The organism is Streptomyces sp. WAC 04229, assembly GCF_003947455.1.
Classification (GTDB): Bacteria; Actinomycetota; Actinomycetes; order Streptomycetales; family Streptomycetaceae; genus Streptomyces.
In genome coordinates, this window is record NZ_QHJH01000213.1 from 1 (window position 1) to 12,098 (window position 12,098).

General features: G+C 72.8%; 13 protein-coding genes and 1 riboswitch. Of the genes, 10 read left to right on the plus strand and 3 right to left on the minus strand.

Annotated elements, in window-relative coordinates; translation table 11 throughout:
* The 6 genes from DMH12_RS33140 to DMH12_RS33165 form a co-directional block, all read left to right on the plus strand.
* On the plus strand, window positions 1-656 hold a 656-nt coding region (locus tag DMH12_RS33140; protein ID WP_148107569.1), incomplete at its 5' end, for a PLP-dependent aminotransferase family protein.
* Window positions 657-734: 78 nt separating this feature from the next.
* Window positions 735-1,082 (plus strand): hypothetical protein, encoded by a 348-nt coding sequence (locus tag DMH12_RS33145; RefSeq protein WP_125495077.1) that lies wholly within the window; start codon window positions 735-737, stop codon window positions 1,080-1,082.
* 4 nt (window positions 1,083-1,086) lie between these two features.
* Window positions 1,087-2,271 (plus strand): glutathionylspermidine synthase family protein, encoded by a 1,185-nt coding sequence (locus DMH12_RS33150; RefSeq protein ID WP_125495078.1) that lies wholly within the window; start codon window positions 1,087-1,089, stop codon window positions 2,269-2,271.
* Window positions 2,272-2,383: 112 nt separating this feature from the next.
* Window positions 2,384-2,470: riboswitch (ZMP/ZTP riboswitch) on the plus strand.
* A 29-nt stretch (window positions 2,471-2,499) separates the two neighbouring features.
* Complete coding sequence (locus tag DMH12_RS33155; protein ID WP_125495079.1) at window positions 2,500-3,945, plus strand: glycine hydroxymethyltransferase; 1,446 nt, start codon at window positions 2,500-2,502, stop codon at window positions 3,943-3,945.
* A 102-nt stretch (window positions 3,946-4,047) separates the two neighbouring features.
* Window positions 4,048-5,061 carry a tryptophan--tRNA ligase gene (gene trpS, locus DMH12_RS33160; protein ID WP_125495080.1) on the plus strand — a complete coding sequence of 338 codons (1,014 nt, stop codon included), beginning with the start codon at window positions 4,048-4,050 and terminating at the stop codon, window positions 5,059-5,061.
* Between the two features lie 176 nt (window positions 5,062-5,237).
* Entirely contained in the window at window positions 5,238-5,816 is a 579-nt protein-coding gene (locus DMH12_RS33165) for a 2'-5' RNA ligase family protein (RefSeq protein WP_125495081.1), read from the plus strand.
* A gap of 25 nt (window positions 5,817-5,841) precedes the next feature.
* Here DMH12_RS33165 and DMH12_RS33170 read toward each other — a convergent pair whose 3' ends face one another.
* Window positions 5,842-6,597: a decaprenylphospho-beta-D-erythro-pentofuranosid-2-ulose 2-reductase gene (locus DMH12_RS33170; RefSeq protein WP_125495082.1), complete on the minus strand. Its 756-nt coding sequence runs from the start codon at window positions 6,595-6,597 to the stop codon at window positions 5,842-5,844.
* A 16-nt stretch (window positions 6,598-6,613) separates the two neighbouring features.
* On the minus strand, window positions 6,614-7,975 hold the full coding sequence (locus DMH12_RS33175) for an FAD-binding protein (RefSeq protein WP_125495083.1): 1,362 nt from the start codon (window positions 7,973-7,975) through the stop codon (window positions 6,614-6,616).
* A 133-nt stretch (window positions 7,976-8,108) separates the two neighbouring features.
* On the opposite strand from DMH12_RS33175, the gene DMH12_RS33180 reads away from it, so the two are divergent.
* From DMH12_RS33180 to DMH12_RS33195, 4 genes are read left to right on the plus strand one after another with little or no spacing between them, the layout of a single operon-like run.
* Window positions 8,109-8,618: a phosphatase PAP2 family protein gene (locus DMH12_RS33180; protein WP_125495084.1), complete on the plus strand. Its 510-nt coding sequence runs from the start codon at window positions 8,109-8,111 to the stop codon at window positions 8,616-8,618.
* Entirely contained in the window at window positions 8,611-9,561 is a 951-nt protein-coding gene (locus tag DMH12_RS33185; protein ID WP_125495085.1) for a decaprenyl-phosphate phosphoribosyltransferase, read from the plus strand. The genes DMH12_RS33180 and DMH12_RS33185 overlap by 8 nt, the downstream gene beginning before the upstream one ends.
* Window positions 9,555-10,025, plus strand: a complete 471-nt coding sequence (locus DMH12_RS33190) for a GtrA family protein (RefSeq protein WP_125495086.1) — start codon at window positions 9,555-9,557, stop codon at window positions 10,023-10,025. The genes DMH12_RS33185 and DMH12_RS33190 overlap by 7 nt, the downstream gene beginning before the upstream one ends.
* Complete coding sequence (locus DMH12_RS33195; RefSeq protein ID WP_312023983.1) at window positions 10,013-10,963, plus strand: YihY/virulence factor BrkB family protein; 951 nt, start codon at window positions 10,013-10,015, stop codon at window positions 10,961-10,963. The genes DMH12_RS33190 and DMH12_RS33195 overlap by 13 nt, the downstream gene beginning before the upstream one ends.
* On the opposite strand, the gene DMH12_RS33200 is transcribed toward DMH12_RS33195, so the two are convergent.
* The coding region (locus tag DMH12_RS33200) for a D-alanyl-D-alanine carboxypeptidase family protein (protein WP_260474432.1) at window positions 10,911-12,098 on the minus strand (1,188 nt) is incomplete at its 5' end. The genes DMH12_RS33195 and DMH12_RS33200 overlap by 53 nt on opposite strands.

Below are 12,098 nucleotides of genomic sequence, written 5' to 3' on the forward strand. Positions count from 1 at the left end.
CCTCCCACCAGTTCCCCCTCGGCCTCCCGCTGCTCCCCGAGCGCCGGACGGCGCTGATCGACTGGGCCCGCCGCACCGGCGGCCTGGTCCTGGAGGACGACTACGACGGCGAGTTCCGCTACGACCGCCAGCCCGTCGGTGCCCTCCAGGGCCTCGACCCCGACCGCGTCGTCTACCTCGGCACCGCCAGCAAGTCCCTCGCCCCCGCCCTGCGCCTGGGCTGGCTGGTGCTGCCGCCCGCGCTCGTCGAGGAGATCATGGACGGCATGGCGGGCCGCACCCCGGGCGTCCTCGACCAGCTGACCCTCGCCGAGTTCCTGGGCTCCGGCGACTACGACCGCCACGTCCGCTCCGCCCGCCTGCGCTACCGGCGCCGCCGCGACGCCCTGGTCGCCGCCCTCACCGAACGGGCGCCCGGAGTCCGCGTCACCGGCATCGCGGCCGGACTCCACGCCGTCCTCGAACTGCCGCCCGGCACCGAGCGGCAGACCGTCCGCGCCGCCGCCTGGCAGGGACTCGCGGTCCACGGCCTCTCCATGTTCCGCCACCCCGACGCCGACGTCCCCCCGCTGGACGCCCTCGTCGTCGGCTACGGCACCCCGCCCGACCATGCCTGGGCGGGGGCCCTGGACGCCCTGTGCCGGGCGCTGCCGTAAAGTCCACCCGCGACGGGGGCCGTACACTCGATCGGCCCAACTGTCGTACAACCGCACGGACAACGGGGAGACGAGGAAATGGCAGAGACCCGGCGACGGCTGCGGTCGAGCACCGTGGTGCTCGGCGGCATGGGAATGCTCGCGGCGGCCCTGAGCGCTTGCGGCTCGGACCCCGACCGCCGGTGCGTGGACCGCGACAGCTACGACTACCTCAACGGCTACAAGGTCGTCTCCGACCAGAACTGCAAGTCGGGTTCGTCCGGCAGCTCTTATGGCAAGGGCGGCAAGAAGAGGACCTCGGCCGACGCCGACTGGTACTACGACGCCGACGTGAGCGGCGGCTGGGCCGACGACGGCACCTTCAGCCGGTCCGAGGCCGTGGACCGGGGCGGCTTCGGCTGCTCGGGCGGCAGCGGCGGAGGCTGAGCGCGTGGAACGCCGCACCATCACCCCGCGCACCGGCTGGCAGGAGACCGTCGAGGAACAGGGCCTGATCTACCCCCTGACCCGCTACCCCGACGGCTCCCTGCGCCCCTACTGGGACGAGAGCGCCCACTACGTCTTCTCCCTGCCGGAGGTCGAGGCGCTGGAGGAGGTCGTCGAGGAACTCCACCGCATGTGCCTGGCCGCCGCCGAGCACATCGTCACCCGCGACCGCTTCGCCGACCTGGGCATCACCGACCCCCGTATCGTCCGGGCGGTCACCGAGGCCTGGCACCGCCGCGCCGAACTCCCCTCCGTCTACGCCCGCTTCGACCTGCGCTACGACGGCACCGGGCCCGCCAAGCTCCTGGAGTACAACGCGGACACCCCGACCTCCCTGGTCGAGGCCGCGTCCCCGCAGTGGTTCTGGATGGAGGAGCGCTTCCCCGGCGCCGACCAGTGGAACAGCCTGCACGAGCGCCTGGTAGACGCCTGGAAGAAGCAGGCCGCGCTGCTCCCGCCCGGCAACCCCCTGTACTTCGCGCACTCCTCGGACGACGAACTCGGCGAGGACCTGATGACGGTCGCCTACCTCAAGGAGACCGCCGAACAGGCCGGTCTCGAGACCGACTGGATCTCCATGGAGGAGATCGGCTGGGACCGCCTCTCCGGCCGCTTCGTCGACAACAGGCTGCGCTTCATCCGCAGCCTCTTCAAGCTCTACCCCTGGGAGTGGCTCACCACCGACCGCTTCGCCGGGCACGTCCTGGACACCCTCGACAACGGCGGCGGCACGGGCACCACCCTGTGGATCGAGCCCGCCTGGAAGATGCTGCTCAGCAACAAGGCCCTGCTGGCCGTCCTCTGGGAGCTGTACCCGGACCACCCCAACCTCCTGCCGGCCTATCTGGACGGCCCGAGAGAGCTGGCCGGCACGACGGGCTGGGTGGCCAAGCCGCTGCTGGGCCGCGAGGGCGCCGGAGTGACGATCCACGAACCCGGCACCGACCCGGCACCCCGCACCGAGCCCTGCTGCTACCAGGCCCTCGCCCCGCTGCCCGACTTCGACGGCAACCGCGTGGTCCTCGGCGCCTGGGTGGTGGAGAACGAGTCGGCGGGCCTGGGCATCAGGGAGTCGTCGGGCCTGGTGACGGACGAGTACGCCCGCTTCCTGCCCCACGTGATCCTCTAGCGCCCTGGAGGGGGCCGCAGGCCCCCAGGGGCGCGGGGAACTGCGCGACCAGCCCCCACGCACCCGTACCCCGGTACACACAGCAACCCGGCAGACGCTTTCCGGTAGCCTGGCCCCGGGCCGTGACTGGCGCGCAAGGATGGGATGAACCATCGGGAAGCGGCCCGAGCGACATGTGCCGAGCGCCTGGGCCGACCTGAACGCTGATTCCAACGTCCGGAGGCCCCCGTGTCCGCAGACCTCACCCCCGAGTCCGTCGCCTACCGCGCCGCGCTGCAAGCGATCCGCGCCGTCGAGCCCCGCGTCGCCGACGCCATCGGCCAGGAGGTCGCCGACCAGCGCGAGATGCTCAAGCTGATCGCCTCGGAGAACTACGCCTCCCCGGCCACCCTCCTCGCGATGGGCAACTGGTTCAGCGACAAGTACGCCGAGGGCACCGTCGGCCGCCGCTTCTACGCCGGCTGCCGCAACGTCGACACCGTCGAGTCCCTCGCCGCCGAGCACGCCCGCGAACTCTTCGGCGCCCGGCACGCCTACGTCCAGCCGCACTCCGGCATCGACGCCAACCTGGTCGCCTTCTGGGCCGTCCTCGGCGCCCGCGTCGAGGTGCCCTTCCTGGAGAAGACGGGCGCCCGCCAGGTCAACGACCTGACCGACGCGGACTGGGCCGAGCTGCGCCAGGCCTTCGGCAACCAGCGGATGCTCGGCATGTCCCTGGACGCCGGCGGCCACCTCACCCACGGCTTCCGTCCGAACATCTCCGGCAAGATGTTCGACCAGCGCTCCTACGGCACCGACCCGGCCACCGGCCTCATCGACTACGAGGCCCTGCGCGCCTCCGCCCGGGAGTTCAAGCCGCTGATCATCGTCGCGGGCTACTCGGCGTACCCCCGTCTGGTGAACTTCCGGATCATGCGCGAGATCGCCGACGAGGTCGGCGCGACCCTCATGGTCGACATGGCGCACTTCGCCGGTCTCGTCGCGGGCAAGGTCCTCACCGGCGACTTCGACCCGGTCCCGCACGCCCAGATCGTGACGACGACCACCCACAAGTCGCTGCGCGGACCGCGCGGCGGCATGGTCCTGTGCGACGACTCCCTCAAGGACCAGGTCGACCGCGGCTGCCCGATGGTCCTCGGCGGCCCGCTCCCGCACGTCATGGCCGCCAAGGCCGTCGCCCTCGCCGAGGCCAGGCAGCCCGCGTTCCAGGACTACGCCCAGCGCATCGTCGACAACGCCCGCGCCCTCGCCGAGGGCCTGATGCGGCGCGGCGCCACCCTGGTCACCGGCGGCACGGACAACCACCTCAACCTGATCGACGTGGCGTCCTCCTACGGCCTCACCGGCCGCCAGGCCGAGGCCGCGCTCCTCGACTCCGGCATCGTCACCAACCGCAACGCCATCCCGTCCGACCCGAACGGCGCCTGGTACACGTCCGGCATCCGCATCGGCACCCCGGCCCTCACCACGCGTGGCCTGGGCACGGCGGAGATGGACGAGGTCGCGGGCCTGATCGACCGCGTCCTGACGACCACGGAACAGGGCACGACGAAGTCGGGCGCCCCGTCGAAGGCGTCCCACGTCCTGGGCGAGAAGGTGGCGGAGGAGATCGCCCGGCGGGCCACGGACCTGGTGGCGGGCTTCCCCCTCTACCCGGAGATCGACCTCGGCTGAGCATGCCGGATGTGCGGCTGCCGCCGTGTGGGCGACCAGCCGCACACGGCCCGCAGTTCCCCACGCACGGAACCCGCCGATCTCTCTGAGAGAATGATGGGCATGGCGAATGACCACCCTCGCGTACTCTCTGGCATCCAGCCCACGGCCGGCTCGTTCCACCTCGGCAACTACCTCGGCGCCGTCCGCCAGTGGGTGGCCCTCCAGGAGACCCACGACGCGTTCTACATGGTCGTCGACCTGCACGCGATCACGGTCCCGCAGGACCCGAAGGAACTGCGGGCCAACACCCGGCTGGCCGCCGCCCAGCTCCTGGCGGCCGGCCTGGACCCGGACCGCTGCACGCTCTTCGTGCAGAGCCACGTGCCCGAGCACGCCCAGCTCGCCTGGGTCATGAACTGCCTCACCGGCTTCGGCGAGGCCGGCCGCATGACCCAGTTCAAGGACAAGTCCGCCAAGCAGGGCGCCGAACGCGCCTCCGTCGGCCTGTTCACGTACCCGATCCTCCAGGTCGCGGACATCCTGCTCTACCAGGCCAACGAGGTCCCGGTCGGCGAGGACCAGCGCCAGCACATCGAGCTGACCCGCGACCTGGCCGAGCGCTTCAACGGCCGCTTCGGCGAGGCGTTCACCGTGCCCTCCCCGTACATCCTCAAGGAGACGGCGAAGATCTACGATCTCCAGGACCCGTCGATCAAGATGAGCAAGTCGGCGTCCACGCCGAAGGGCCTGATCAACCTCCTGGACGAGCCCAAGGCGACCGCGAAGAAGGTGAAGAGCGCGGTCACCGACACGGACACCGTGATCCGCTTCGACCGCGAGCACAAGCCGGGCGTCAGCAACCTCCTGTCGATCTACTCGGTGCTCACCGGCACGGAGATCGCCGAGCTGGAGGAGAAGTACGCCGGCAAGGGCTACGGCGCGCTCAAGACGGACCTCGCCGACGTGATGGTCGAGTTCGTGACCCCGTTCCGGGAGCGCACCCAGCAGTACCTGGACGACCCGGAGACGCTGGACTCGATCCTGGCCAAGGGCGCCGAGAAGGCACGCGCCGTCGCCGCCGAGACCCTCTCGCGGACGTACGACATGGTGGGCTTCCTGCCCGCCAAGCACTGACCCGGGGCCACCGCCCGGCCCCGGTCCCGGCCCCGCCGTGCGCCCCGGCATGCCGCCGTAGCGCTGCACATCACTCCCGTTGCGCCTGCCCCGGGCACGGTCGTGGCCGTACAGTCGATAGCCGGGTGTCCGACACAGCGACATACGACGAGTGACACGTAACGACAGGAGACGACGTGGGGACCGTAACGATCGGCGTGTCGATCGCGGTTCCGGAGCCTTACGGCAGCCAGCTCCAGCAGCTGCGCGCGGGCTTCGGCGACGCCGCTGCTCACGGCATCCCCACGCACGTCACCCTGCTGCCGCCGACCGAGGTCGACGGCAGCGCGCTGCCCGCGATCGAGGCGCACCTGGCGGAGGTGGCGGCGCGCGGCCGGCCCTTCCCGATGCGGCTGTCCGGCACCGGGACCTTCCGTCCGCTGTCGCCCGTGGTCTTCGTCCAGGTGGTCGAGGGCGCCGCGGCCTGCTCCTGGCTCCAGAAGCGGGTGCGCGACGCGTCCGGCCCCGTCCCACGCGAACTGCAGTTCCCGTACCACCCGCACGTCACGGTGGCGCACGGCATCGAGGAAGCCGCGATGGACCGCGCCTACGAGGAGCTGTCCGACTACGCGGCCCAGTGGTCCTGCACCGGCTTCGCGCTCTACGAGCAGGGCCCCGACGGGGTGTGGCGCAAGCTGCGCGAGTTCCCCTTCGGCAGCGCCACGGTGCCCCCGCAGGCCGGGCGCGTGGAGAGCGGCTCGCTGCCCGGCCGGTGATCCGAGCCCGCCCGGCGGCCGGACGTCACACGGGCAGCCGCCGGAACAGCGCCCGCGGCAGGTGCCGCACCGCCGACATCACCACCCGCAGGGCGCCGGGCACCCACACCGTCTCCGAGCGCCGCCGCAGCCCCAGCTCGATCGCCGTGGCGACCGCCTCGGGCGTCGTGGCGAGCGGCGCCTCCTCCATCCCGGCGGTCATCCGCGACCGCACGAACCCGGGGCGTACGACCATGACGTGCACGCCCGTGCCGTGCAGCGCGTCGCCGAGGCCCTGCGCGAAGGCGTCCAGGCCGGCCTTGCTGGAGCCGTAGATGAAGTTGGCGCGCCGGGCCCGTTCGCCGGCCACCGAGGAGAGCACCACCAGGGAGCCGTGGCCCTGCGCCTGGAGCGCCCGGGCGGCGACCAGGCCCGCCGAGACCGCGCCGGTGTAGTTGGTCTGCGCGACCCGCACGGCGTTCAGCGGCTCGCGCTCGTCGTGCGCCTGGTCGCCCAGGATGCCGAAGGCCAGCAGCACCAGGTCGACGTCGCCCTCGGCGAAGACCTTGCCGAGCGCCTCCTCGTGGGACTCGGGGTCGAGCGCGTCGAAGGCGACGGCGCGCACCTCGGCGCCGAGGCCGCGCAGCTGCTCGGCGGCCGCGTCCAGGGCGGGGGAGGGCCGGCCGGCCAGCCACACCGTGCGGGTGCGGCGGGCCACCAGGCGGCGGGCGGTGGCGAGCGCGATCTCGGACGTACCGCCGAGGACGAGCAGGGACTGGGGGAGGCCGAAGGCGTCCTTCACGACAGCTCCAGAAGGGTCAGAGGGCGAGGCGGCGGGCCAGGTCGGACACGAACACCCCGCGCGGGTCCAGCTCCGCGCGCAGCGCGCGGAAGTCGTCGAGGCGCGGGTACATCGCGGCGAGCAGTTCGGGCCGCAGCCGCGAGTCCTTGGCGAGGTAGACCCGGCCGCCGGCCTGCGCGACCTCCTCGTCCAGCTCGTCCAGGAAGGCGCCGAGGCCGGGCAGGCCCGCCGGGACGTCCAGGGCCAGGGTCCAGCCGGGCACGGGGAAGGAGAGCCAGCCCGGGTCGGCCTGGCCGAACCGCTTGAGGACGGCCAGGAAGGACGGGCAGCGGCGGTCCGAGATGCGCCGCACGATCCGGCGCAGCGCGTCCTCCCGGCCCTCGCCGACGACGAACTGGTACTGCACGAAGCCGCCGCGGCCGTAGATCCGGTTCCAGTGCGGGACGCCGTCCAGGGGGTGGAAGAACGTGGAGATCCGCTGGAGCCGGCCCCGGCTGAACCGGGGGGACTTGCGGTACCACACCTCGTTGAACAGGCCCACCGTGGTCCGGCCGAGGAGCCCGTCGGGGACGAGGTCGGGGGCGGCCGGGAGGCGCGAGGTGCGGAAGGCCAGCGGCGCCCGCCGTGCGCGGGAGCCGGCGGGCAACGCGTCCAGCGGGGCGTGGTCGCCGCGGGTGAGCACCGCGCGGCCGGTCGCCCGGCCGCGCGCGAGGAGGTCGATCCACGCGACCGAGTAGCGGTAGCGGTGGTCGGTGGCCGTCAGACGGGCCATCAGGTCGTCCAGGTCGTCGGCGCGCTCGGTGTCGACGGACATCAGCGCGGTCTCGACCGGGTGGAGCCGCAGCGTCGCGGTGAGGATCACCCCGGTCAGGCCCATGCCTCCGGCGGTCGCGTCGAACAGGGGCGTGCCCGGGGTGACGGTGCGGACCCCGCCGTCGGCGGTGAGCAGCTCCAGGGAGACCACGTGCCGCGCGAAGGACCCCGACACGTGGTGGTTCTTGCCGTGGATGTCCGCGCCGATCGCCCCGCCGACCGTCACGTAGCGGGTGCCGGGCGTCACCGGCACGAACCAGCCGAGCGGCAGCAGCACCTCCATCAGGTGGTGCAGGGAGACGCCCGCGTCGCAGAGCACGGTGCCGCCGGCGACGTCGACGGCGTGCACCTGGTCCAGGGCCGTCATGTCCAGCACGGCGCCCCCCGCGTTCTGCGCGGCGTCCCCGTACGCCCGTCCCAGCCCCCGCGCGATGCCGCCGCGGGTCCCGCACTCCCGGACGGCCAGGGCGGCCTCCTGGTACGTCCGCGGGCGGATCAGACGGGCCGCGGTGGGGGCGGTGCGGCCCCAGCCCGTGACGGGACCCCAGTCGGTGTCGGCAGACATGCCGGTGACCGTATCGCCCCTATGAGAACGATTAGTTCCAAAACATCATGCACATACCCGAAACGGGTGATTAATGGTATGTCGCTCGATCGTGCCGTCCTTCCGGTCCGGCGGGCGGGAACAGTGAGTCGGCATGGACGACCTCGACGACATGGACCACCGGATCGTCACGGCGCTCAGAGCCTGCGGCACGGACCCGCGCGTGGCCGGCGCCGCGCGCGCCCTGTCCTGGGCCGGGGAGCACGCGGGCCTGTGGCTCGCCGCGGGTCTCGCGGGAGCCGCCGTGGACCGCGCGCGGCGGGAGGCCTGGCTGCGCGGCACCGCGCTCACGGCGGGCGCCCACGTCGTCAGCATGGCCCTGAAGCGGGTCGTGCGCCGTCCGCGCCCCGCACACGTCGTGCCCCTGGTGCGCACCGCCGGGCGGCACTCGTTCCCCAGCTCCCACGCCACCTCGGCCGCGGCCGCCGCCGTCGCCTTCGGCGCGCTCGGCGTGCCCGCCGTCCGGCCGCTGGCCGCCGCGGTGTGCGCCTCCCGGCTGGTCGTCGGGGTCCACTACCCCTCGGACGTCGCGGCCGGCGCGGCCCTGGGCGCGCTCACGGCCCGGCTCGGCGCCCGCTGGATGCGAGGAGGCACCCGTGACTGACACGGCCGTCCTGAGGCAACGCGCCCCGCAGCGGCCGGGGGAGCCCGCGACGCCCCCCGCGAAGGGCGTGCTGAGCGGCCTGCTCCGGACCGCACGCCCCCGCCAGTGGGTCAAGAACGTCCTGGTCGTCGCCGCCCCGGCCGCCGCGGGCGAGCTGTTCTCGGTGCCCGCGCTGAGCCGGCTCGCCCTGGTCTTCGTGCTGTTCACCGCCTGCGCCTCGGCCGTCTACCTCGTCAACGACGCCCGCGACGCCGAAGCCGACCGCGCCCACCCGGTCAAGCGGCACCGCCCGGTCGCGGCCGGACAGGTCCCGGTGCCGCTCGCGTACGCCGCCGGCGGCCTCCTGGGCGTTCTCGCGCCCCTCGCCGCGGCCTGGCTGTGCCCGCCGTCCGTCGCGGCCCTGCTGACCGCCTACCTCGCGATGCAACTGGCGTACTGCGTCACCCTCAAGCACGTCCTCGTCGTCGACCTGGCCGTCGTCACCACCGGCTTCCTGATGCGGGCGATGATCGGCGGACTCGCGCTCGGCATCCCCCTGTCGCGCTGGTTCCTCATCACGACCGGCTTCGGCGCGCTGTTCATGGTCGCCGCCAAGCGGTACTCCGAGGCCGTCCAGATGGCCGGGCAGGAGGGCGCCACCCGCGCACTGCTCACCGAGTACACCACCGGCTACCTCCGCTTCGTCTGGCAGCTCGCGGCCGGTGTCGCCGTCCTCGGCTACTGCCTGTGGGCCATGGAGGAGGGCGGCGTCCCGCACACCAGCGTGCTGCCCTGGCGCCAGCTGTCCATGGTCGCCTTCGTCCTCGCCGTCCTGCGCTACGCCGTCTTCGCCGACCGCGGCACCGCGGGCGAACCCGAGGACGTCGTCCTGCGCGACCGGGCGCTCGCGCTGATCGGCGCGGTCTGGGTGGCGATGTACGGCCTGGCGGTGGCCAATTGGTAGCCGGCCGGCGCGAGCTGGCCGGCTTCGCCTCCGTGGGCCTGCTCGCCTACGCCGTCGACCTCGGCCTCTTCACCTGCCTGCGCGGCCCCGCGGGCCTCGGCCCGCTCGGCGCCAAGACGCTGTCCTTCGTCGCCGGCTGCGCGGTGGCGTACGCGGGCAACGCGCTGGGCACCTACCGGCACACCCGCCCCCGGGGACTGCGCCCCTGCGCCGTGTTCGTCGCGGTGAACCTCGCCGGTGCCGGTGTGCAACTGCTCTGCCTGACCGTCAGCCACTACGGCCTCGGCCTCACCTCGCAGCGCGCCGACACCGTCTCCGGCGCCGGAATCGGCATGGTCCTGGGCACGATCCTGCGCTTCTGGGGCACAAGAACACTGGTCTTCCGGGCCGCGGACGGATCCGGTGGCCCGACGAGATCATGGACCGGGACGAGCGGGGGCAGGGTCGGATCATGGACTGGCTGAAGAAGCTCCCCGTCGTGGGACCGTATATCGCGCGCCTGATGACCACGCACGCGTGGCGCTCGTACGAACGGCTCGACCGGGTGAAGTGGGCACGGCTGGCCGCCGCCATGACCTTCACCAGCTTCGTCGCGCTCTTCCCGCTGCTGAGCCTGGCCGCCGCCGTGGCCGCCGCCACGCTCAGCAAGAAGCAGCAGGACCAGCTCCAGGACAAGATCGCCGAGCAGATCCCCGGCATCGCCGACCAGCTGAACATCCAGGGCCTCGTGGACAACGCCGGCACCGTCGGCCTCATCTCAGGCCTGCTGCTGCTCTTCACCGGCATGGGCTGGGTCGAGGCCACCCGGGGCTGTCTGCGCGCCGTCTGGGAGCTGCCCGACGAGGAGGAGAACCCGGTCCTGCACCGGGCCAAGGACGCCGGTGTCCTCGTCGGTCTCGGCGGCGCGCTGCTGATCACCGTCGCCATCTCCACCGTCGCCTCGGCGCTGGTGGGCTGGATCATCCGCTCGATCGGCCTGGCCGAGGGCGGCGTCGGCGGCGTCCTGCTCTACGTCGCCGCCTTCGCGGTGGCCGTCCTCGCCGACTTCCTCCTGCTGCTGTACGTGCTGACCCTGCTCCCCGGCGTCCACCCCGAGCGCCGCCGCCTGGTCGTCGCGGCGTTGATCGGCGCGATCGGCTTCGAACTGCTGAAGCTGCTGATCAGCGGCTACATCCAGGGGGTCGCGGCGAAGAGCATGTACGGCGCCTTCGGCGTCCCCGTGGCCCTGCTGCTGTGGATCAACTTCACCTCGAAGCTGCTGCTGTTCGCGGCCTCCTGGACGGCGACCGGGAGCAAGGCGCAGGAGGCCGGGAGCGGGGGCGACGGCGACGGCGCCGACGCCCCCGACGTCACGGGCGGGTCCGGCGGCGGACCAGGTCCGGCAGCGGCCACTTCCGGTTGACCAGGAACGCGCCGCCGGCCAGCAGCACCAGCACCCCGGCCGCGACACCGGCCGCGATCCCGACCCCGCCGGAGCCGTCCGAGGCCGTCGCGCCCGCCACCGGCCCGGTGCCCGCCGAGCCCTTCCCGGTGCCGCCGGCCTCTCCGGAGGCGTCCGGCCCGGGGCTCGCCTGCGCGGCGCTCCTCGGCCGGACCAGCTCGCCCACCGGCCGCGCCTTGCCGGCCGCCGCGAAGCCCCAGTCGAACAGGCGGGCCGTCTCCTTGTAGACCTCGTTGTGCTCGTCCTTGGCCGGGTTCATCACCGTGACGAGCAGCACCTTGCCGTTCCGCTCCGCGACGCCGGTGAAGGTGGCGCCCGCGTTGGTGGTGTTGCCGTTCTTCACGCCCGCGATGCCCGGGTACACGTCCATGTCCGAGTCGCCGGACAGCAGCCGGTTGGTGTTCTGGATCTCGAAGGGCTTGCGGGTCGTCTTGCCCTTCTTGTCCTTCTCCGTCTGGCCGGGGAACTTCGCGCGGACCGTCGAGGCGTACTCGCGGAAGTCCTTCTTCTGGAGCCCCGAGCGCGCGAACAGCGTCAGGTCGTACGCGGAGGAGACCTGGTGCGGCGCGTCGTAGCCGTCGGGGCTGACCACGTTGGTGTCGAGGGCCTGCAGCTCCTCGGCGTGTTCGTTCATGTCCGCGACGGTCTTGTCGACGCCGCCGTTCATCGCGGACAGCACGTGCACGGCGTCGTTGCCGGAGCGCAGGAAGACCCCGAGCCACAGGTCGTGGACGGTGTAGGTCTCCTCCTCCTTGACGCCGACCAGGCTGGAGCCGGCGCCGATGCCCGCGAGGTCGGAGACCGCCACCTTGTGCTCGGTGGTCTTCGGCCACTTCGGCAGCAGCGTGTCGGCGAACAGCATCTTCAGGGTGCTCGCCGGGGCCAGCCGCCAGTGCGCGTTGTGCGCGGCGAGCACGTCGCCGGACTCGGCGTCGGCCACGATCCAGGAACGGGCGGTGATGTCCTTGGGCAGTACCGGCGCCCCGCCCGCCAGGTCCACCTGCGTGCCCGGCTTCCCCAGCCGCGCGCCGCCCATGGTCGACATCGACGCGGGGGGAGTGGGCGTCGGGCTCTTCGAGGGGTCGGGGGCCGCGAG